Source organism: Thalassotalea loyana (assembly GCF_030161435.1).
Lineage (GTDB): Bacteria > Pseudomonadota > Gammaproteobacteria > Enterobacterales > Alteromonadaceae > Thalassotalea_G > Thalassotalea_G loyana.
This window is the reverse complement of record NZ_BSSV01000002.1, coordinates 296,119-314,881: the sequence shown is the minus strand read 5'-3', so window position 1 is coordinate 314,881 and position 18,763 is coordinate 296,119. Positions and strand designations below refer to the sequence as shown.

Sequence of the window (18,763 nt, the reverse complement as noted above, 5' to 3'; positions counted from 1 at the left end):
AAACAAACAGCAACCATTAACCTACTAACCAAAGGTGACAAAATGAAAGCTACTGCACAACAACTCTACTCAAAGTTACCGGCGCAAGTTGCCGCACTTATTGAAACGAGCACTTACGGCACGTTATCACGCTTAACACATGGCCAATATAAAGGCGGCTTGTGGAATTATCGCGTTGATAACAACCTGGCCATTACTGCCCTTTTACTGTCAGAAGACAATTTAACGCTACACAACGACGGCGCCTATATTTCGCTTGAAGTTAACGCGAAAGTCGCGTCGGCGGTCGCGTTGGTGATCACGCTGAACAAGTTGTCATGGCATTACGCGATGAATAACAAATTACATATCGCGAAAATGTTTTCTGACTTTTTCTACAAAGCCAAAGACGCAAGCTTAGACCTTCTTAACGAGAAAGAATCAAGCCAGTTTTTACAGCTTATCGATTAGCCCAGCGACGGGCTTTTCGCCCGTCTTACAGGAGTTTTTACCATGTTTGAACCAAGAACCCTTTTTATCCTGGCTTGCTCGGGAAAGAAAACGAAAGGCGCGGCCGCAGCTGGTCACTTATACCAGGGCGATTTATTCAAGAAGTCGTTAGCTTATGCGCGTAAACAAGGCGCAAAAGAGGCGGACATTATCATTTTAAGCGCTAAGCATGGCGTCTTACGCCTGGGCGACGTTATCGCGCCTTACGATATGACGCTAAATAATTTCAGTATGCGCAAGCGTAAAGCATGGAATAGAACAACAGCCCAGCAGCTGCGCGCTTACTTATACGAATCAGAAGACACCGGCGACAAGGTTGTTTGCTTGGCTGGTGCAAAGTATGTCGCGCCGGTCGACCTGGTCGCGAACGAATTAACAATCGGTATTGAAAAGCCATTACAAGGCCTAGGCATTGGCAAGCAATTAGCCTGGCTAACGAATGAATTAACAGGAGAATCAAAATAATGTGGTTAATGACAACAGACGGATTTATTAGCGCAGTTGAGCACCGAAACGACCCTAGCGTGGTCATGGTGCGCGCACGTAAAAAAGAGCACTTAGAGCAGTTAACGAACCGCCCTGATCAAATCTATAGCACGACGCCGAGCGATTACCCTTGGCGTATTGAGATCACCAAAGAGCAGCTTAAAACCCGCCTTTGTGTGATCGCTGACAATATCAAGTATGACAACTTTAAAAATGCGGTACCTGATCACAACTACAAACGCTTTTTAGAACGCGTTTGGTTTGAAGGTTTTGGCTATGGCCAACTGATTAACCGTCGCGGCTCATTTAAGCAAATGACAGGGATTAACGAGCCGCTCGAGCTTGACTGCTTCCAGCCGCCTAAGCAAGAGATTGACATCAAACTATCGAAACAAGGCTTCGATTCATTATGGCGCGTCGTCCAGATCCTGAACGAAACCGACCTAACTATTGCCGGTACGAACTTTGATGAATTCCAAGAAGTTTACAACCAGCTAAGCGCGATCGCAGAAGGTGAATAATATGTCCGACGAACTAAAAGCACTAATCGAGCAAAAAGAAGCTATCGAGGCGCGTTGCGCGCACTGGAAAAACAGCAGCGGCGGCAGTTATGAAATGGCGTTATTTAACGCCGGTTATTACGTCGTTTTAGAAAAAATCGAGAAGCTAAAAGCGGCTTGATGCGCTAGGGGGAGACTATGCCAAAAATTAACCTTGATATTGACCTGGCGTTAGCGGTGATGTGTTGCGTCGCTAAACCAGGGCAAACACTTAATACAGTTGAAATCGCTGAAATCTGCGGTTGTAGTCAAACCAATATTCAGCGCATAGAAGCAGCGGCCAAGAAGAAGCTAAGCAAGAGCGCCAAGTTAAGAGCTTGGGCAGAATAGGGGGAGCAGATGAAAGCAGGTGATGTATTTAATAATTTTACAGTGTTAGGGGAAGTCGCAAGGCCATCAAGTAATGGCTTAGCTTACTTTCGGTGTAAATGCGTTTGCGGCACTATCCGCGAAGTGAGAAAAGACAATCTAGGCAAGGTCAAAGGCTGCGGCTGTCAGCGCAAGGTCTATAAAAAAAGAATGCCTAAATTGATTGTTTCACCGCGCAACCGTAAAGCAAGCGTGCCGGCCAAAAAGCGGGAGCTTTCAACAAGAGAAAAAATCGAAAATATCTTGTTTGAACGCGAGTTAAACGACAGCTTTAAAACGATTTAGGAACTATGTTTGATGGCTACTTTATATACGAAACAACAAGCAATTAACGACTTGCCATTCATAGATGATAAGGATCTTTTTAGAGCCGTAGACTTAGCTTTATGGCTTTATTTAGATAAACGTAAAAGCTTGAAATATTCAATTAACAAGGCGGCAGAAAAACGAAATTATAAACCTAAGGCAGCTATAGAAAGACTGATGCGAAATGTTATACCAGAAGAACTTATCTGGGATCGCGTAGGTGAAGCAATGCCGCCTAATAAAGCTAAAGCTTCTAAGGAGTCAATTGTCCAAAAGCAAAAGCTAAAAAAAATTGAAAAAGAAGGTATACAGCACGTTAAGGATATAGCGAGTAATTCTTAGACCTTAACGTAACGAACAAAACGAGACTTTATGTAATTAAACGATGTGTAGAGTCTCTATTTTATTAAATGGTACTTAAACGGAGAAATAACAATGGGTAATTTAAACAAAGCAGAATGGAAACGTTTGTCAAAGCAATTAATGTCTCTAAAACCAGAACTAAGAGATATAGAAGCTGATCAATGGCTTGTTGCTTTTGCTCAAAAAGCTATGTCTGAAAAATTGACCGACGCACGTATGAAAGGTCGAGGCGGCTGGTGGACTACAGACTGTGATACTGAGTTTCTAAAAGAATTACTTAAAGAGCATGTAGATAAAGGCGATATGCGCGATGTGATGAACATTGCTGCAATGATTTGGTTTAGACAGGCGGCAAGCATCGAAAGCTTATCCGAATAAGTAGACGATTAACCAGTGCCAAATGGTACTTTAAAAGAATTAAGGATATGAAATGAAAGAGTTAGAAAATTTAAAGAAGTTATTACAACAAAACAACATTGAGAACTTACCTAATGCTGCGTTTATTAGCGAAGCTGTAGAAGCAATGGAAGCCTTAATTGCTGAAAACAAAGCTTTAAGAAAAACAACATTTGGCGCAGGCTCAGAATGTGACGGTGAAGAAGATTTAACAGCAGAAGGTGTTTCGTTTCCTGATTTTGAGCAGGGCTTTAATGCTGCTATCAATATCATCAACAAGCGCATGCGCTCTATTTAAGTAGGCTGATATGAAGCAATTGGTTAGTAAAGATTATTTAAAGCTTTATGAGTTGGTTGTAACTCATGGTTTTGATGTTCCTTGCCGTTTAGATTATTCGTTTAGAGATGACGAGCATGTTTACGTTGATTACGCAGTTTGCAGAAAATCAGAACGTGATGAATTAAGTATCTCTATCGGGGTGAGAGGCACAACATACACTCAAGCAAGTGAGTTCCAAGTTAACCTATCTAATGGCAAGTTTAATAATGTAAAAGATATGTTTATTCGGGATTGTGAAGTAAACAATGTTGAATGGTTCGATACATTCACACAAAAGTAGACAAGGAAATAATAACTATGAATTACATGGTGATTAAAGGGTTAGAGGACCCGTCGAAAGCTGAAATCGTCAAATGCTCAAAAACCAAGGGCAACCTGATTTTTAACAATCTTGGGGATGCCGATGATTTGGTAGAAGAAATTGAAGCATCGAGTGAAGAAACTAAAGCTAGAGTAGTAGCTGTTTAAGAGGTGCTTATGTCTGGCAGAAACAGCATAAAGAGAACATGTAAAAACTGTGCGGATTTTGACGCAGAAAACAATGTTTGCACTATCAGATATACAATTTTAGAAGACAAATCGAAAACACCTATGAAGCGAAAGCCAAATCAAAACGGTTGCAAAGTTCATATGTATAAAACGGTTTCGCAAAAGTAGGCTGATATGAAAAACGAATATGGATTAGATGATCATTACTTTGCTAAAAAGCTTGGTTTGGTATTGCGCGATGTTAAGCACTACACGCCCGATGAAATGTTCAGAGAGCTAACCGCGTTAGCTGAAGTTGCAAAACGACAAGCGGCAGAGCAAAGAGAGTTTTTATATCGCATCAAACCAAGTGCGAGAAAGTAGGCTAAAGATGAATTTAAGCAAAACAAATTGCCATATGTGTGGGCAAGACTATGCAGGGCTAAGTATCGAAAGCTGTAGAGAGCTAGGTATCAGTCGAATTAAATGTAGCGAATGCACTTGGGATTTTACGCATGAATGTGACGAAGAAACTTTAATCGAACATTTTAAAGAACGATACACACAAAAGTAGACCTAAATATAAACCAATCAGCCAGGCTTAGCCCTGGCTTTTTTATGCAAGTGCAAAAACACACCTAAACCACTTTCGTTAAATCCCGTTAAATAGCCCTTAAATTGTATTTAAGCGGCTTAAAATGAAAAAGATACATATATTCAAGCCTGGCACGCACACAAGCGCTAACGGCTCTACAATCGATTTTAGCGAAGACAAGGTAAAAGCCATTGTCGACAACTACGATCCGACCATTCACGAAGCGCCGATCGTTATCGGTCACCCTAGCGACAATATCCCCGCTTTCGGCTGGATTAAAGCGTTGTCTTTCAGTGATAAAGGCATTCACGCCGAGCCCCACCAGCTAGATCCTGATTTTTCTGAAATGGTCGCGCAAGGCAAATTTAAAAAAGTCTCAGCAAGCTTCTATTCGCCTAATTCACCGAACAATCCGACGCCTGGCAGCTATTCACTTCGTCACGTTGGCTTTTTAGGTGCGCAACCCCCAGCGGTTAAAGGTTTAGAGCCTTTACAGTTTGGCGAAGAAGACGACGAGCTATTAATCGAATTTGAAGAATCGCTAGAATCCGCCTGGCTCAAACAAGATCAGGCCGGTTTATTTCGCCGTTTGCGTGAATTTCTTATCGAGAAGTTTTCGAAGGAAGACGCCGACCAGGTGATCCCTAGCTATGTTGTCGAAGGCATGGAAAACCACGCTAAAACAGAAATCGATAACGCCCACAACAAACCTAATTTTTCTGACCCACAACAGGATCCGATTATGACAGAAGAAGAAATCAAGGCACTACAGGCCGAGAATGAGCGCTTGACTAATGAAAACCAAAGCTTTAGCGAGCAAATCCAAGGTTTTACCGACCGAGAAAACGCGTTAAAAGCCGCAGAACGCACACAGAAAGTTGAAAAGCTTGTTGCACAAGGCCGTATCACACCGGCGCAAGTACCAGCAGTTACCAGCTTTATGGAAGCGTTAGCCGGTAATGATGTTTCGGTTGATTTTGGCGAAGGTGACAACAAGACGACAGCCAAAGGCGAAGAAGCGTTAAACCAGTTTTTAGCGTCTATGCCGAAGCAAGTTGACTTTAGCGAACAAGCGCCAGGCGAAGAAAACGAGCCGGCCGAAATGTCAGCCGCGCAGCTTGCCCAACAAGCGCAAGATTATCAAGAAGAACAGGCCGAAAAAGGCGTAACACTCACTATCGATCAGGCAGTTCAAGCGGTCGCTAGTGGCAAGTATAAAACGAAGGAGTAGCAGCGATGCGAAATCAAGCTTTAACAAAAACATTTATTGCGTCGGGCGCTATTGCTAAACGTCGCATTGTAAAACTAATTGCCGCTGAAAACTCGGTTAGCCTGGCGTCCGCCGTTGGTGATCGTTTGATTGGTGTTTCTGACGACGCAGCAGACATCGAAGACGGCCGCGCCGTTGACGTTATCTTCCAAGGTATCGTCGAAGTTGAAGCCGGTGCAGCAATCAACAAGGGCGCTGCGGTAACAACTAACGCCCAAGGTAAAGCCGTTGCTACAAGCGCCGGTACAGATAACGTGATCGGCTTCGCGCTAGACGCATCGAGCGTCGATGGCGATGTGATCAGCATTGAAATTAACAAGCACTAGGAGCGTGACCAATGAGCGGTACACCATTTAAACAAAACTCAGTATTAACGGCCATTGCCCTGGGTTATTCAAACAGAAACTTTATCGCCGACGTTGTTTGTCCGCGCGCCGAAGTTTTAACGCGTGACTTTCGTTACACCGAATTCAATTTAGCGGATTCATACACGATCCCTAACACAATGGTAGGCCGTAAAGGTCGCCCGAACGAAGTTGAATTCGGCGCAGAAGAAAAGTCGAGCTTTGTTAACGATTACGGTTTGGAAGATGCGATCCCGCAGCATGATATTGACGCGGCATCTAATCACCCGACGTTTAACCCGTTAAATCGCGCGACATCGAAGCTAACTGAATTAGTCATGCTCGATCGCGAAAAACGCGTCGCTAACATGATCATGAACGCTAACAGCTATGTTCACAAAGAGTCGCTTTCGGGCGCGGATAAGTGGACAGATTCAGCGTCTAAACCATTGGTACAGATCGCTGATGCGATTGAAACGCCAATCGTCGCGCCTAACGTGATGGTGTTATCGCGTAAAGAAGCGTTAGAGCTTCGCCGTAACCCGTCAGTGGTGAAATCGTTCAACGGTACATTAGGCGATGATGGCCTAGTCCCGATGGAGTGGATCCGCCAACAATTAGAGCTAGACCAAATCATTATCGGCTCGGCTCGATATAACACATCGAACAAAGGCCAGCCGGTTAACCTGGGCAAGCTTTGGACAGGTGGCGCCGCGTTAATCCACTTAAAACCGGCAGCACAAGTGCAAGACGATGTCACTTTCTGTTTAACCGCAGAATGGGGCTCGAAAGTAGCCGGCAGCTTTGAAGATGAAAGCATTGGTCTTCGCGGCGGTCAGCGCGTGCGCGTTGGTGAGTCAATCCGCGAGCTTATCTTAGCAGCTGACGCGGGTTACTACTTAGATTCTGTTATCTAGGTTCCCTCTCCCTGGGATTGGTCAGGTTAACCCCTGGCCTTTTTTCCAGGGAGCCACTTTAACAACTACCTGGGAGTAGGAAAGATGAAAAATTTAGTTTTATTAATGTGTAACTGGCCAATTCGCGTTAATGGCGAATTACACCACCACAGCGTTAACGTTGACGAAAGCGAAGTCGAAGCACTAATCAACTCAGGCGCAGCACGTTTGCCGACCGAAGAAGAAGCCGACGAAATGCCAGCGCAGCCGACGGTCGACAGTGGCGACGATACACTCGAAAGCAAAACCAATGACGAGCTTAAAGCGTTGTTAGATGCGCAGCAGATCGAGTATGACAAAAAAGCCAATAAATCGCAGTTAATCGCGTTGTTAAAAGGTTAACGCATTATGAGTTATGCAACAGTGGCGGATCTTGAAAGTCGGATAGGGCGAGAAGAATTGATCATCTTAGCCCCTGATGAATCAGATCCGAATAACTATAGCCAAGCAGTCATAGTAAAAGCCCTAGAAGACGCTAGCGCCGAGATTGATACGTATATCAGCGCGGTTCACCCATTGCCACTACAAGAGCCACCGCTAGCCCTGATCCGTCGTTGTTGCGACATTGCCCGTTATACCTTGATGGATGATCAGCCGACCGACGCGGCCGAGAAACGTTACGACCAGGCCGTTAGTTATCTAAAAGATATTGCAAAAGGCCTGGTTAACTTACAAATCAACGACAGCACACCGGCACCCACTAAAAGCCTGGTGAGCGTTAAACGTCGACAATCAGATCGCACCTTTACGCGCGATAGCTTGAGCGGCTTTTAATGGAAAAGAACTTCTACGACGACGGCCTCTATAAGCTTTTTAACCAAGCGATAAGTTTTGGTAATGAGCAAGGCCGCCCCGTATTAAAAACAATTGGTCAAGCGATGGTTAACGACTTTCGCACAGGCTTTAAACGTGGCGTTGCGCCGGATGGCAGCAAGTGGGCGCCACTTAAAATCAGAAAAGGCCAGCCACTAAGAGACACCGGCAGACTACAGCAAAGCATTAATAGTCAGTTATCCCCCGCCGTTGTCGAAGTGGGTACCAATGTATTTTATGCGCCATTTCATCATCATGGCGCCGTTATTAAACCGAAGAAGCCAGGCGGCAAACTCAAATTTAGTGCAGCCGGCCGCGTCTTCTTCTTGAAAAAAGCAGTATTACCCGCGCGTCCGTTTATCGGTTACGGCCAGCGCCAAGAGAAGAAATTAAGTAATGCTGTTAACTCTTTTGTTAAGGCGTTAATTGCCAATGATTGAAGCTATCGTCGACAAATTAAATGACAGTGTATTTTTTCACACTGTATCGATTGCCCTTAGCATGGACGCTGCCCAAAACGCTATCAAAGGGAATCGGAACCAGGCGTTTATTGTACCAATGAGCGAAGAACACTCGCAGCCTAATGAAATGGTCGGCCGTATCTTGCAGCAAAATAGAAAAACCTTCGGCGTTTTAATGGTGATCGCCGTTAGAAACGACATTACCGGCAAAAGCGCTAATGACACATTGAACCAGGCGCGCGCTACCGTCAAAGACGCGTTATTTGGCTGGCAGCCTGATAGCGAGCATTCGCAATGCTGGTTAGCCGGTGGCGAGCTTTTAGCGATGGACGGCGGCCAAGTTTATTGGTTAGACAGATTCACAACAGACACTTACGAGGACTCGACAGCATGATTAATCAGCGTCAAGGCGGCTCTTACCTAAAAGAGAAAAAGAACGGCGAAGCTAAGTTAGTTTCACAAACCAAGCCGAAAGGCACTCAGCCGGAAAATAAAAAGAAAGGTGAAGAATAATGAGTATCAAATTTCGCGAAAAATTATTACTTGCTGGCATCGAGTCAGTTTACGGCGTAGAAGAAGCACTCAACGGCTCAAACGCGATTTTAGCTAAGGATCTAGAGTTTACCCCGTTAGAGTCTAATTCGATTGAGCGCGGCTTAGAAAAGCCATATTTAGGCGCCGAAGAAAAAATCGTCTCAGGTGAGCATGTAACGATCAGCTTTAAAGTTGAATTACAAGGCAGCGGCGTAGCGGGTACCGCTCCAGCGTGCGGCACATTATTACGCGCAGCTGGTTTTGCTGAAACGGTCACCGCTAGCACAATGGTTGAATATGACTTAGCGGCGACTAATTACGAGTCAGCGACCTTCTTTTTCTTTATCGGTAACAACTTACATAAGGCCGTCGGCGCGCGCGGCAATGTCTCGCTAGAAATGGAAGCGGGTATTCCTTACTTGGCGTTTGAATTTACCGCGTTATATGTGGCGCCGGTTACGGGCGCAGCACCGACGCCGGATTGGTCAGCCTGGCAGAAACCAACACCGACAGGCGAAGGCCGAACGTCTAACTTTACCTTGCAAGGTTATAGCGCGAAGCCTCATAAACTCGATATTGATGTTGGCCAAGCGGTTGAATACATCGAAACCTTAACCGCTGCGGAAGTCATGATCACCAATCGCCAGGCGTCGGGATCTGTCACGATTGAAGCGCCGGATCTGGCAACTAAAGATTACTTTGCGTCAATTATGACAAACCAAACTGGCGCGCTATCGATTCAGCATGGCCAAACAGCTGGCCTCATTTGTAAGGTCGATGCGCCTAACGTGCAGTTGGAGTCGCCGAACTATAGCGAAGCAAACGGCATAGCAACACTTGAATTGTCATTGATCCCAATTCCGACAAATGCGGGTAATGACGAAGTTAAATTCACGTTTGAATAAGTAAATTAAGGGGCTAATCATGTTCAAATTAAAAAGCGAAAACGTTGTTTTATGGCCAGTAATTATTAACGAACCCGTCGACGGCGGCAAGGTGAAAAAGCACAAATGCCAGGTCAGATTTAAGCTGCTTAAACAGGCTGAATTTGACCTCTTTTACACTGATGATCGGGCGTTGTTAAAACAAGTTATTAAAGGCTGGGAAGGCCTGGGCGATGAAAGCGGCGAATTGCTCGAATTTAACGAGGATAACTTGCAAGCATTAACGGACATTGCCTTTGTTCGTTCGTCGCTTATTTCGGGTTATCTATCGGCCAACACTGGCGCACAAGTAAAAAACTAAAACGCGTTGCTAAAGGACTAGCAACACCGCAAACGGGTAACGATGACACCCTGGCGGAAATGGAAAAACTCGGCGCGCCGCAAGAAGTCTTAGACGAGCTAAAACAAAACCAGATCATTGAAGTGCTACCAATGAACTGGCCGATCCTAGAATGGTTTGTCGATATTCGCGAGCTAATGCGCTGGAAGCCATGCGGAAGGTGTTTAGGTTTAGACCTGGTGCAAGTTGAAGCAGAAGTCAGGCTAAACAAGCGCAAATACAAAACAAAGCATTTTAAATTATTGCAGCAAATGGGGCTATTTGTAGCAGCAGAAATTAACAAGGCCTTAGAATGAGTAATTATAATGTTAGCGTCCGCTTTAATGCGAAAACCGGCAAATTTACCAGCGATGTAAAGGCGTCGGAAAAAGAAGTAAAGCGACTCGAAAAGGCAACCGGCCAAGCGACTGTCCAAAATAAAAAGTTTGAAAAATCGCTAGGCCAAACCAATGCTAAGCTTTCCCAAACTAATAAGCTAGCCGTTAGCTTAGGCCGAACAATCGGCACGTTGGCGGCCGGTTTTGGTGCCTTCCAAATCGGATCTAGCCTGGTGCAAGAGTTAGCCGGCTTTCAGGATATACGCACCCGATTAATGGCGTTAAGTGAAAGCGCCGAAGATTACGCGGATAAAGAAGCCTGGTTGATTCAATTAGCCGAGCGTCACCACAAAGAAATTAATTCATTAGCCGACGGTTACGGCCGGTTGTCTGTGCTGGTAAAAGAACAGGTAATAAATGACACGCAAGCCAGGGACATTCTAACCGGCCTATCTAACGCAGCAAGCGAGACGGGCGCCACAAACGAAAATCTAGCCAATGTGTATTATGGTTTAAGCCAGGCACTAGGCCAAGGCGTCGTCCAAATGCAAGAGCTTAACCAGGTGACCGAGCCGTTACCTGGTTTGATGTCTAAGCTTGCGCGCGCAGCTGGTCAAGAAACGTCGGCCGGCCTTAAAAAAATGGTCGCCGATGGTAAAATCTCGTCAGAGTTATTAGGTACGTTATTAGTGACCGCGCTAGAAGATTACGCGGGAGCAGCCGAACGAACGGCCGACAATATCAACACCAAATTACGAGACATTAAGCGCGAATATCAATTACTCGCCGTTGCCTTAGAAGATCCTATCGACTCGACATTAACGCCGACATTAGAAGGGATCTCAGGTGGCTTGCAATTCTTACGGGAAAATCTCGACGGCGTCACTACAATATTAGGCGGCGCCCTGGTTGTGGCCGCTGGCCATGCCGTTAGAGCATTAACAGCTAAGACCGTCGCCGCAACCAAAGGCGTATTAGCTGACAGAGCAGCGGCTCGAGAAGCGCTGATTGCGGCTAATGCTGAAATTCAACGCGCGACAGCTGCCAAAGCCGCCGCATTAGGCGCCACACAAGCCGCCGCAGCCGAAGCCAGGTTAACCGCTGCGCGAACAGCTGCCGCAGCTGCGACCACTCGCTTGGCCATTGCGTCGCGTGGATTAGCTGCGCTATCGGCCGTTGTTGGTGGTTTACCTGGTTTACTTACTATCGCCGCGTTTAGTATGTATTCGCTTGCGACAAGCACCGATGAAGCCGCCGAAGCAACGAAAAGACTTAACGATCAGGCTAAAGAGCTAAACCCATTTAAAAACTACACACTAGATCAGGCAGAAGCCGCGCTCGGCCGTTATGAAGGAATGCTCGATCACGCAAAAACACTCGCCGAAGAAACACAGCAGCGCTATAACAACCCGTTTTTTAAATTAACTGCCGAAGACGTCCAGGCAGCAAACGACAAAGTTTCAGAATTAGAGAACACAATTAAGGCGTTACGCGATGTTATCGGCTTAAAATCAACCCCCGAAAAAGGCGGCGAAAGCACTAAACAAGCGGATAACGTCGTTAGTCTTTTCGAAAAGCAACGCGACAATCTAAAAGAGCAAGTCGCGTTATTAGGCAAAACAACAGAGCTTGCGCGGGTTCAATACCACGTAGAGCAGGGCAAGTATAAAGACTTATTGCCACACCAACAGCAAGAATTACTTAACCAGGCTAAATTACTCGACCAAAAGCGCGCGCAGCTAAATCAAGATCAGCTAGCGAAAGCAGCCGCCGAGCAATTAAAACAACAAGGCGATAGCTACCTGGCACAACTTGATCGGAAAGTGCAATTAACATCGACGTCGAGCGAAACGGCAAAGCTTGCTTATGAGCTTGAACATGGCAAGTTAAAAGGCATTAGCGAAGAACTACGCACGCAGCTAGGTTTACTTGCTGAAAAAGCCGACGCCCAAGCCAGGGCAAAAGAGATTGAAGCACTCGATCAGCAAATTAACGCGCCAAGAACAGCCGAAGACGTCGAAAACAAAGCGCACAAAGGCCGGCTTGATACGCTTAATAATACGTTAGGTTTGCTCGGTGACAGTGATCCCGAGTTAGAGCAACGCAAAAAAATTCACGCGTTAATAGAGCAAGAGCACGCTAGGCATAAACAAGCGCTAGAGCAAATAGAAGCGCAGAAAAAGGTCACGTTATTACAAAATGGCGGTCAGTTATTCGATGGCCTGGCGGGATTAGCGAAAACTTTCGCCGGTGAGCAGTCAGGCGTCTATAAAGCCATGTTTGCGGCTAGTAAAGCGTTTGCGATCGCTGAATCGATTATCAAAATTCAACAAGGTATAGCGACAGCTGCTTCGCTGCCTTTCCCCGCTAATATCCCAGCTATGGCAACCGTCGCCGCACAAACGGCCGGTATTGTCTCGACCATTCAAGGCACACAATTACAAGGCCAGGCGCACGACGGGATCGGACGGGTACCGGCTAAAAACGAAGGTACTTGGATGTTAAAACGCGGCGAAATGGTATTAAACGAGCGTCAACGAGAAAACTTCGAATACCTAACTGACAACATAAAGAGCGGCGGCAAAAAGTCGGGTAACAATATTATAAACATAACGAATAACATTAACGTCGAAGGGGGCAGCGCTGACGTTGAGCAGTCCATCGAATTAGCAACAGAACGCATGAGAGCGGAGCTAATCGAAGACTTTAGCGCCGGTGGTGTTATTGCACAACACATGAGAGCAGCAAGTTAATGATTATTGATTTACCCGATATTACGCCGAGCAAATGCGCGTTTAATATCAGACCGGCAAGCCAGGTTAATTTCAACCCGTACAACCAAGTTGAGCAAGTATGGGACGAACCAGGCGATCGCTGGGTAGCCATGCTCGAATGGGACGCCGTTAAGCACGAAGACGGGCGCCAGATCCGCGCAGCGCTTAACGCCTTGCGCGGTTCAATTAACCTACTGCGCGTAAAAGATTATGCGCATCAAAATTTAGGTACCTGGAGCGGATCCCCACGCGTGAATGGTAATAACCAATACGGCACGACGTTACATATTCGCGGCATGACGGCTTATCAAACTTTTGGACGTATTGGCGATCGATTTCAGCTAGGGGATCGGATCCACGAATTAACCGAAGATGCGACGGCCGACTCGACCGGTAAATGCTGGCTTAAATTTGCACCCGAGATCATTAATTCAAAAGCCGACGGGACAGTGTTATCGATCACCGATATTGCGGGTTTATTTTTTATTGAAAACCCTGGCGATATACCGACATTTTCACAAAGCCCTAGCGTCTTTCGCAATGTTGCTATTCGGTTAAAAGAGGCCTTGAGATAATGCGTTATTCTTCAACCATTCAAAACGCCATTTTAAACGGCGACGCACAACGCATTCTTTATTTTCTTGAGCTTGATTGGGGCGCTAGTGGCTGGGTAAGAGTCCATACCGGCGTAGGCACTAGAAGCTATAACGGGAATGATTATATTGGCGTTGGCGAGCTCGGCAGTATTGGCCGAGTGGTCGAGGATGCGAACTATTCACCTAAGCGCCTTCAAGTAGGATTAAGCCTAACGGATCCGTCGTTAATCGCTGATGTCAAAGCCGAGGATCCTATTGGGAACAGCGCAAAAATGCACATTGTCGTATTAGATGAAGATAGACGCATCATTGACGGCGACGTTTTATTCGATGGTGCTATTGGTGATTTATCTATTTCAAAAGGCGCAATTGCGGCCGTTTCATTATCGCTTGTTGATTGGATAGAAATTTGGAACAGACCAATTGAGAACGCGCTTTATACCGACGCAGCACAGCAACAGAAATTCCCTGGCGATAAGTTTTTCGATCAGGTCGAATTATTGAGCTCACGACCGATTAACGCCGGATTACCTGGAACGTCAGTCGGTGGTGCTGGTGGTGGCGGTTTTGGTGACGGCAACGGCGGTCGACGTAAAAGGCTGCACTAATGAAAATCGTTAACCAGGTTATTCAGCAAAAATTACACACCCCGTTTAAATGGGGCGAAAACGATTGTTGTTTGATTGCTGCGGATCTGGTTAACGCATTGAGCGGACACGACCCCGCCGCGCCTTTTCGCGGCAGTTATGACAGTGAAATCGGCGCGCTAAAAATTATCGCAAAACATGGCGGTAGCGTTGAAGCCTTGCTCGATACCTACCTGGGCGAACCTAAACCAATTAACCAGGCAATAACTGGCGACATCGCCTTAATGCTTAATGAAAAAGGGCAGCAACAAGCCGGCATTGTTTTTCGAAGCATTGTTTATGTGCCAGGCGAAAAAGGGCTTTTGCAAAAACCCTTAAATCAATCATTAAAAATATGGAGTAATCATTCATGCCACCAGTAGTCGTCGCAGTAGCGGCTGGGGTAGCTGCCGGAGTTGCGGCCGCTTCCGTTGTCGTCGGTATTGCCGCCGGAGTTGCGGCCGTTGCGTTAACCGCTGCACTCAAACCGGATCTTGGTAGCGCGTCAGAAAGTCTTAACCAGGCGCAAAGCTTAGGTACTGGCACCATGCAGCCAAGGCGTGATATTTACGGCGAAACCTTGGTCGGTGGCGCCATTGTTGGCTATGGCAGCTATGAAGATGACGACGAGAATTTACACCATGTTATGGTGATCCCAATTGCTGCGCACGCGTGCCAATCGGTCAACGTTTATGATATTGAAGGGCAAGTCCTGGCCGACGATCCTATCTTGGCATCAAAAGTTGATTTACGCGTAAAGCTAGGCGACCAGGTGGCCGCTTGTGATGTAGCGCTGCGCTATTGTGATGGCTGGACGGAAGATCATATCGGTAACGGCATTACTTACGTGACGGTTGATATTGTCGCCGATCCTGATTACTTCACCAACGGCGTTAACTCTATTCGCTTTAAAGTTAAAGGCAAGTCGGTTTACGATCCGCGCAAAGATAGCACGAATGGCGGCATCGGCAGCCATCGCGCGAATGACGAGTCAACCTGGGAATGGAGCGAAAACCCGATTTTATGTGCGATGGATTTTATACGTTTTGGCGGCTACAAAGAGCAGCCAATTTCACGCTTTGACATTGCCGACATATCCGCTCAGGCGAACGCGTGCGACGAAACCGTCAATTACACCGATGATAACGACGCAGCCAACACAGAAAAGCGCTTTACGTGTAACGGCACACTGGCCAAAGATCAAAGCCCAAGCGAAAACTTAAAACGCTTATTATCTAGTATGGGCGCTAAGCCTTATAACTATAGCGGTAAAATCTATTTAAAAGCGGGAGTCTACCAGGGCGCCCCGACCATGACGATTGATAAGACAATGGCCGCCGGTATTATTTCTTACCAGCCGCACACACCAATTAAAGATCGCGTTAACCTGGTTAGAACATCGTTTGTCGATCCGAAACGTTATTACCAGGCAACCGACGCGACGCCAACAAGTAACGACACTTACAAAACGCAAGACGGCATGACCTTAGAGCAAGAATTAAGGCTTTTTTGCACGAATAGCGAAACCATGTGCCAGCGCTTAGGTAAAGGCTTTTTAGAGCAAAACCGCGAAGGCTTTACCATTAATTTTCCGCTCAATGCGTCCGGCTTACTACTTGAACCTGGTACTAACTATTTAATTAATTTGCCCGAAGATGGCCTAAATAACGTCGAGTTTCGCTGCGAGTCGGTACAATGGGATCCGCGCAAGAAAATTGTTAATACTGTCTTTAAAAAAGATAGCAGCGAGCTTTACCCGGATGATTTTGAGCCAAACGAGCGCAAGCGCAGCGGCAACAATTTTATCAGCGATTCGTTTGCCATGCCTTCTTGGTCGCTTGAGGATATTATTTACACCGAAAGCACCGACGAAAATCGAAACGAGCAAGGGATCTTATCTTGGTATTATCCTTTACAGGGCGTTAGCTATGATGTGCAAATCCAACAATTAAACCCCGAGTTTATTTCGCACACCGATGACAGATTCAACCCGAAATCACCGAGCTATAATGCAGAGCTTAAATTTTTGCCGCAATATTTAACGGTCAGAACATACTCAACACAAGACAGAGTCGTTGCGGTTAATGGTTTGCAAATAGGCAGCTATCGCGCGCGATTAACAGCTAAAAACCGAAGTGGCCGCCAAAAAGAAATCATCTTTACACTCGTTATTGCTAACGAGCCAATCAACAGCCCTATTCGTTATACCTGGCGAAAATACAAAAAGCGTATAGAGCAGCCTTTTATGACGGACGATCCGACCGATGCGCTTTATGAAGGTATTGCAGAAAACCAACTATCGCCAATAGAAAGCAACGATCCGACAGATTACATTTGGCGAAAAATCGGCTTTGATGTGACCAAAGAGCGCACGCCGATCGCGATGTATTATTATGAAACTGACTTAACGGCCTGGTCAGACACCGAAGCATTAGCCGGCTTACGAGAAGCGTTAGAAGACGCTAACGCGCAGCCAATACATGGCGACCGCATCGTGTTAGTGAATAGCGAGCAAAGCTACAGCGAAGGCAAATGGTATCATGAGGATGGCGGCTGGACAGGCTTTGTCTGGAAAGTACCTAAAGGCAGACGCGCTTATCTACCTAAACCGATCATTACGATAGGTAACTTAACCAACCTAAACCCAATATTAAACGAGCAGCTAATCTTAAATTCAGACGGTACATTGGCCGGTAAAGACGAGAACGGCAATTCGGTTAATTTAGGCGGCGTCAATCGAACGGGGTTAGGCCTAGGCAATGTCGAAAATAAATCGAGCGCGACAATTCGCGGCGAAATCGGCTTGTCGGATCTTGTTGGTGGTGGCCGGCCATTTGGTACCAAACCGAACAAATTTACGTGGGTAAATGACAATACGTTAGGACGGTTAAGTTACAAACTTGATGATGGCACAACGCAAACCGTCCAAGCAATAACCCAAGATCAGGTGGACGGCCGCGCAGATAGTCGCGTTAGTGCGCTTAGACCTGATAGCACTTATAAAAATACCGAAGTACAAAAATATTTTAATGCGATGGCCGCGTCGCCTGGCGCAATGTTCTTTAACCGCGACTTTTCTATTTTAGCCGAAGACGGACGGCCGGCCGGCTGCTTTGCTGCTTATGGCAGCGCGTCGCCGGGTAACGTTGTTTATAATTCTACCGAAAACGCCTTACAGCTATTCAACGGTTCAGATTCAAGTATCGGCGTGGCTTTTTCAGCGTTTCGAGTAAACCCAAAAACGAAATACTCTATTCGTATCAAAGTAAAGGCGAGCGTTGCTAGCGCCACCGGCTTTTATTTTAGAATGCAAGAGCTCGACAGCGAATTACCCGACGGCAAATTGGCGATCAGTAATGGCCAGGCAGCAAGTGAAAGCACAGTTACCGAAGACACAAGACAAATAACAAGTTTTAGAGAAAACGATGCTATTAGTGACACATGGCAAGAATTCACTTTCACCTACACACCAACAGCAACGGCTAAATGGGCGAGCCCTGTTATCTTAAACTGGACAGGCTTAGGCTTAGAAAAGATTTATATCAAGTATTTGGATATTACGCCGTTATCTGGCGCATTAGCTTTAAAAGACTCTTTAGCTAAAAGCGATGTCGGCCTAGGTAGTGTCGAGAACAAATCAAGCGCAACAATACGCGGTGAAATAGTCGAGGCTGACATTGTCGGCACAGGCAAAACGTTTGCGACTAAGCCGAATAAATTTGAGCTTATTAATGACGAAACACTCGGTCAGCTATCATACAAGTTAGACGATGGCACAACAGCGACCTACCAAGCGGTTACGCAATCACAGATCGACGGCCGCGCAGATTCTCGTATTGGTAGTTTGCGCCCTGATTCTAACTACAAAAACTCGAACACCACCAAAGCAAATGTCGGCCTAGGTAGTGTCGAGAACAAATCAAGCGCAACAATACGCGGTGAGATAACCGAAACGAATTTAAAAGACGCTGCCAATTGGACAGAAACACCAGCGAGCGGCGCAACTAAGAACACCGGCGCGTTAGCAGATCAAGACGCGTTATCCGACCAAACACAGATCCCAATGGTCAACTCGGCGGGGGCTTTAGTCACGATTAGCGGCTTAACGATTACCGCAACGACCGATTGGGAAGGGATAGCGTCACAAATCAGCATAAGCGCCCATACGGTAAGGTTTGGTCATGGAAACGTAACTTACAATCAAGGGACGATATGGACAACCCCTAACAGAACCTATTATTTATATTGTGACGATCCGACCTATGCCGGTGGCGCCGTCACCTATGTTGCGACACAAAGTAAAAGCGATTTAACCGCCAATACTGGACGTCGCTATGTGGGCAAGATTGTTACACCACCAGCAAACGGTAGCGGCGGCGGTAGCGGCGGCGGCGGTTTACAACCATAAGGATTTTA

General features: G+C 46.2%; 28 protein-coding genes. All 28 read left to right on the top strand.

Going from position 1 to position 18,763, the window contains the following annotated elements; translation table 11 throughout:
* The first annotated feature begins 42 nt into the window (after window positions 1–42).
* Complete coding sequence (locus QQK05_RS06600; RefSeq protein ID WP_284296832.1) at window positions 43–450, top strand: hypothetical protein; 408 nt, start codon at window positions 43–45, stop codon at window positions 448–450.
* 42 nt (window positions 451–492) lie between these two features.
* Window positions 493–954 carry a DUF6884 domain-containing protein gene (locus QQK05_RS06595; RefSeq protein ID WP_284296830.1) on the top strand — a complete coding sequence of 154 codons (462 nt, stop codon included), beginning with the start codon at window positions 493–495 and terminating at the stop codon, window positions 952–954.
* Entirely contained in the window at window positions 954–1,496 is a 543-nt protein-coding gene (locus tag QQK05_RS06590; protein ID WP_284296828.1) for a hypothetical protein, read from the top strand. The genes QQK05_RS06595 and QQK05_RS06590 overlap by 1 nt, the downstream gene beginning before the upstream one ends.
* A 1-nt stretch (window position 1,497) precedes the next feature.
* The gene (locus QQK05_RS06585; protein WP_284296826.1) at window positions 1,498–1,656 is read left to right on the top strand and encodes a hypothetical protein; all 159 of its coding nucleotides are present in this window, start codon (window positions 1,498–1,500) and stop codon (window positions 1,654–1,656) included.
* Window positions 1,657–1,673: 17 nt separating this feature from the next.
* Window positions 1,674–1,865: a hypothetical protein gene (locus QQK05_RS06580; RefSeq protein WP_284296824.1), complete on the top strand. Its 192-nt coding sequence runs from the start codon at window positions 1,674–1,676 to the stop codon at window positions 1,863–1,865.
* 9 nt (window positions 1,866–1,874) lie between these two features.
* Complete coding sequence (locus QQK05_RS06575) at window positions 1,875–2,189, top strand: hypothetical protein (protein ID WP_284296822.1); 315 nt, start codon at window positions 1,875–1,877, stop codon at window positions 2,187–2,189.
* Window positions 2,190–2,201: 12 nt separating this feature from the next.
* Entirely contained in the window at window positions 2,202–2,552 is a 351-nt protein-coding gene (locus QQK05_RS06570; protein ID WP_284296821.1) for a hypothetical protein, read from the top strand.
* A 93-nt stretch (window positions 2,553–2,645) separates the two neighbouring features.
* Window positions 2,646–2,951, top strand: a complete 306-nt coding sequence (locus QQK05_RS06565) for a hypothetical protein (RefSeq protein ID WP_284296819.1) — start codon at window positions 2,646–2,648, stop codon at window positions 2,949–2,951.
* 52 nt (window positions 2,952–3,003) lie between these two features.
* Entirely contained in the window at window positions 3,004–3,267 is a 264-nt protein-coding gene (locus QQK05_RS06560; protein WP_284296817.1) for a hypothetical protein, read from the top strand.
* Window positions 3,268–3,277: 10 nt separating this feature from the next.
* On the top strand, window positions 3,278–3,589 hold the full coding sequence (locus QQK05_RS06555) for a hypothetical protein (RefSeq protein ID WP_284296815.1): 312 nt from the start codon (window positions 3,278–3,280) through the stop codon (window positions 3,587–3,589).
* Between the two features lie 17 nt (window positions 3,590–3,606).
* On the top strand, window positions 3,607–3,777 hold the full coding sequence (locus QQK05_RS06550; protein WP_284296813.1) for a hypothetical protein: 171 nt from the start codon (window positions 3,607–3,609) through the stop codon (window positions 3,775–3,777).
* A gap of 195 nt (window positions 3,778–3,972) precedes the next feature.
* Complete coding sequence (locus QQK05_RS06545) at window positions 3,973–4,161, top strand: hypothetical protein (RefSeq protein WP_284296811.1); 189 nt, start codon at window positions 3,973–3,975, stop codon at window positions 4,159–4,161.
* A 314-nt stretch (window positions 4,162–4,475) separates the two neighbouring features.
* Window positions 4,476–5,603: a phage protease gene (locus QQK05_RS06540; protein WP_284296809.1), complete on the top strand. Its 1,128-nt coding sequence runs from the start codon at window positions 4,476–4,478 to the stop codon at window positions 5,601–5,603.
* Window positions 5,604–5,608: 5 nt separating this feature from the next.
* On the top strand, window positions 5,609–5,968 hold the full coding sequence (locus QQK05_RS06535; RefSeq protein WP_284296808.1) for a DUF2190 family protein: 360 nt from the start codon (window positions 5,609–5,611) through the stop codon (window positions 5,966–5,968).
* Between the two features lie 11 nt (window positions 5,969–5,979).
* Window positions 5,980–6,903: a hypothetical protein gene (locus QQK05_RS06530; RefSeq protein WP_284296806.1), complete on the top strand. Its 924-nt coding sequence runs from the start codon at window positions 5,980–5,982 to the stop codon at window positions 6,901–6,903.
* A gap of 84 nt (window positions 6,904–6,987) precedes the next feature.
* Window positions 6,988–7,284 carry a hypothetical protein gene (locus tag QQK05_RS06525; RefSeq protein ID WP_284296804.1) on the top strand — a complete coding sequence of 99 codons (297 nt, stop codon included), beginning with the start codon at window positions 6,988–6,990 and terminating at the stop codon, window positions 7,282–7,284.
* Window positions 7,285–7,290: 6 nt separating this feature from the next.
* Complete coding sequence (locus tag QQK05_RS06520) at window positions 7,291–7,716, top strand: gp436 family protein (RefSeq protein WP_284296802.1); 426 nt, start codon at window positions 7,291–7,293, stop codon at window positions 7,714–7,716.
* The gene (locus tag QQK05_RS06515; protein ID WP_284296800.1) at window positions 7,716–8,195 is read left to right on the top strand and encodes a phage virion morphogenesis protein; all 480 of its coding nucleotides are present in this window, start codon (window positions 7,716–7,718) and stop codon (window positions 8,193–8,195) included. Before QQK05_RS06520 ends, QQK05_RS06515 begins: the two co-directional genes overlap by 1 nt.
* On the top strand, window positions 8,188–8,610 hold the full coding sequence (locus QQK05_RS06510) for a phage tail terminator protein (protein ID WP_284296798.1): 423 nt from the start codon (window positions 8,188–8,190) through the stop codon (window positions 8,608–8,610). Before QQK05_RS06515 ends, QQK05_RS06510 begins: the two co-directional genes overlap by 8 nt.
* Entirely contained in the window at window positions 8,607–8,729 is a 123-nt protein-coding gene (locus QQK05_RS06505; protein ID WP_284296797.1) for a hypothetical protein, read from the top strand. The genes QQK05_RS06510 and QQK05_RS06505 overlap by 4 nt, the downstream gene beginning before the upstream one ends.
* On the top strand, window positions 8,729–9,655 hold the full coding sequence (locus tag QQK05_RS06500) for a phage tail tube protein (RefSeq protein ID WP_284296795.1): 927 nt from the start codon (window positions 8,729–8,731) through the stop codon (window positions 9,653–9,655). Before QQK05_RS06505 ends, QQK05_RS06500 begins: the two co-directional genes overlap by 1 nt.
* Window positions 9,656–9,674: 19 nt before the next feature.
* Window positions 9,675–9,995 (top strand): hypothetical protein, encoded by a 321-nt coding sequence (locus tag QQK05_RS06495; protein ID WP_284296793.1) that lies wholly within the window; start codon window positions 9,675–9,677, stop codon window positions 9,993–9,995.
* A 59-nt stretch (window positions 9,996–10,054) separates the two neighbouring features.
* On the top strand, window positions 10,055–10,330 hold the full coding sequence (locus tag QQK05_RS06490) for a hypothetical protein (RefSeq protein WP_284296791.1): 276 nt from the start codon (window positions 10,055–10,057) through the stop codon (window positions 10,328–10,330).
* Window positions 10,327–13,104, top strand: coding sequence for a tape measure protein (locus QQK05_RS06485; RefSeq protein WP_284296789.1), 2,778 nt, complete (start codon window positions 10,327–10,329; stop codon window positions 13,102–13,104). The genes QQK05_RS06490 and QQK05_RS06485 overlap by 4 nt, the downstream gene beginning before the upstream one ends.
* Window positions 13,104–13,700 carry a hypothetical protein gene (locus tag QQK05_RS06480; RefSeq protein WP_284296787.1) on the top strand — a complete coding sequence of 199 codons (597 nt, stop codon included), beginning with the start codon at window positions 13,104–13,106 and terminating at the stop codon, window positions 13,698–13,700. The genes QQK05_RS06485 and QQK05_RS06480 overlap by 1 nt, the downstream gene beginning before the upstream one ends.
* Window positions 13,700–14,329: a hypothetical protein gene (locus QQK05_RS06475; protein ID WP_284296785.1), complete on the top strand. Its 630-nt coding sequence runs from the start codon at window positions 13,700–13,702 to the stop codon at window positions 14,327–14,329. Before QQK05_RS06480 ends, QQK05_RS06475 begins: the two co-directional genes overlap by 1 nt.
* The gene (locus QQK05_RS06470; protein ID WP_284296783.1) at window positions 14,329–14,730 is read left to right on the top strand and encodes a DUF6950 family protein; all 402 of its coding nucleotides are present in this window, start codon (window positions 14,329–14,331) and stop codon (window positions 14,728–14,730) included. Before QQK05_RS06475 ends, QQK05_RS06470 begins: the two co-directional genes overlap by 1 nt.
* Window positions 14,718–18,755, top strand: a complete 4,038-nt coding sequence (locus QQK05_RS06465; protein ID WP_284296781.1) for a phage tail protein — start codon at window positions 14,718–14,720, stop codon at window positions 18,753–18,755. The genes QQK05_RS06470 and QQK05_RS06465 overlap by 13 nt, the downstream gene beginning before the upstream one ends.
* Window positions 18,756–18,763 lie beyond the last annotated feature (8 nt).

What these genes read in the sequence shown, in the direction of transcription:
- QQK05_RS06600 (WP_284296832.1), top strand. Translation starts at nt 43, where the DNA reads ATGAAAGCTACTGCACAACAACTCTACTCAAAGTTACCGGCGCAAGTT.
- QQK05_RS06595 (WP_284296830.1), top strand. Translation starts at nt 493, where the DNA reads ATGTTTGAACCAAGAACCCTTTTTATCCTGGCTTGCTCGGGAAAGAAA.
- QQK05_RS06590 (WP_284296828.1), top strand. Translation starts at nt 954, where the DNA reads ATGTGGTTAATGACAACAGACGGATTTATTAGCGCAGTTGAGCACCGA.
- QQK05_RS06585 (WP_284296826.1), top strand. Translation starts at nt 1,498, where the DNA reads ATGTCCGACGAACTAAAAGCACTAATCGAGCAAAAAGAAGCTATCGAG.
- QQK05_RS06580 (WP_284296824.1), top strand. Translation starts at nt 1,674, where the DNA reads ATGCCAAAAATTAACCTTGATATTGACCTGGCGTTAGCGGTGATGTGT.
- QQK05_RS06575 (WP_284296822.1), top strand. Translation starts at nt 1,875, where the DNA reads ATGAAAGCAGGTGATGTATTTAATAATTTTACAGTGTTAGGGGAAGTC.
- QQK05_RS06570 (WP_284296821.1), top strand. Translation starts at nt 2,202, where the DNA reads ATGGCTACTTTATATACGAAACAACAAGCAATTAACGACTTGCCATTC.
- QQK05_RS06565 (WP_284296819.1), top strand. Translation starts at nt 2,646, where the DNA reads ATGGGTAATTTAAACAAAGCAGAATGGAAACGTTTGTCAAAGCAATTA.
- QQK05_RS06560 (WP_284296817.1), top strand. Translation starts at nt 3,004, where the DNA reads ATGAAAGAGTTAGAAAATTTAAAGAAGTTATTACAACAAAACAACATT.
- QQK05_RS06555 (WP_284296815.1), top strand. Translation starts at nt 3,278, where the DNA reads ATGAAGCAATTGGTTAGTAAAGATTATTTAAAGCTTTATGAGTTGGTT.
- QQK05_RS06550 (WP_284296813.1), top strand. Translation starts at nt 3,607, where the DNA reads ATGAATTACATGGTGATTAAAGGGTTAGAGGACCCGTCGAAAGCTGAA.
- QQK05_RS06545 (WP_284296811.1), top strand. Translation starts at nt 3,973, where the DNA reads ATGAAAAACGAATATGGATTAGATGATCATTACTTTGCTAAAAAGCTT.
- QQK05_RS06540 (WP_284296809.1), top strand. Translation starts at nt 4,476, where the DNA reads ATGAAAAAGATACATATATTCAAGCCTGGCACGCACACAAGCGCTAAC.
- QQK05_RS06535 (WP_284296808.1), top strand. Translation starts at nt 5,609, where the DNA reads ATGCGAAATCAAGCTTTAACAAAAACATTTATTGCGTCGGGCGCTATT.
- QQK05_RS06530 (WP_284296806.1), top strand. Translation starts at nt 5,980, where the DNA reads ATGAGCGGTACACCATTTAAACAAAACTCAGTATTAACGGCCATTGCC.
- QQK05_RS06525 (WP_284296804.1), top strand. Translation starts at nt 6,988, where the DNA reads ATGAAAAATTTAGTTTTATTAATGTGTAACTGGCCAATTCGCGTTAAT.
- QQK05_RS06520 (WP_284296802.1), top strand. Translation starts at nt 7,291, where the DNA reads ATGAGTTATGCAACAGTGGCGGATCTTGAAAGTCGGATAGGGCGAGAA.
- QQK05_RS06515 (WP_284296800.1), top strand. Translation starts at nt 7,716, where the DNA reads ATGGAAAAGAACTTCTACGACGACGGCCTCTATAAGCTTTTTAACCAA.
- QQK05_RS06510 (WP_284296798.1), top strand. Translation starts at nt 8,188, where the DNA reads ATGATTGAAGCTATCGTCGACAAATTAAATGACAGTGTATTTTTTCAC.
- QQK05_RS06505 (WP_284296797.1), top strand. Translation starts at nt 8,607, where the DNA reads ATGATTAATCAGCGTCAAGGCGGCTCTTACCTAAAAGAGAAAAAGAAC.
- QQK05_RS06500 (WP_284296795.1), top strand. Translation starts at nt 8,729, where the DNA reads ATGAGTATCAAATTTCGCGAAAAATTATTACTTGCTGGCATCGAGTCA.
- QQK05_RS06495 (WP_284296793.1), top strand. Translation starts at nt 9,675, where the DNA reads ATGTTCAAATTAAAAAGCGAAAACGTTGTTTTATGGCCAGTAATTATT.
- QQK05_RS06490 (WP_284296791.1), top strand. Translation starts at nt 10,055, where the DNA reads ATGGAAAAACTCGGCGCGCCGCAAGAAGTCTTAGACGAGCTAAAACAA.
- QQK05_RS06485 (WP_284296789.1), top strand. Translation starts at nt 10,327, where the DNA reads ATGAGTAATTATAATGTTAGCGTCCGCTTTAATGCGAAAACCGGCAAA.
- QQK05_RS06480 (WP_284296787.1), top strand. Translation starts at nt 13,104, where the DNA reads ATGATTATTGATTTACCCGATATTACGCCGAGCAAATGCGCGTTTAAT.
- QQK05_RS06475 (WP_284296785.1), top strand. Translation starts at nt 13,700, where the DNA reads ATGCGTTATTCTTCAACCATTCAAAACGCCATTTTAAACGGCGACGCA.
- QQK05_RS06470 (WP_284296783.1), top strand. Translation starts at nt 14,329, where the DNA reads ATGAAAATCGTTAACCAGGTTATTCAGCAAAAATTACACACCCCGTTT.
- QQK05_RS06465 (WP_284296781.1), top strand. Translation starts at nt 14,718, where the DNA reads ATGCCACCAGTAGTCGTCGCAGTAGCGGCTGGGGTAGCTGCCGGAGTT.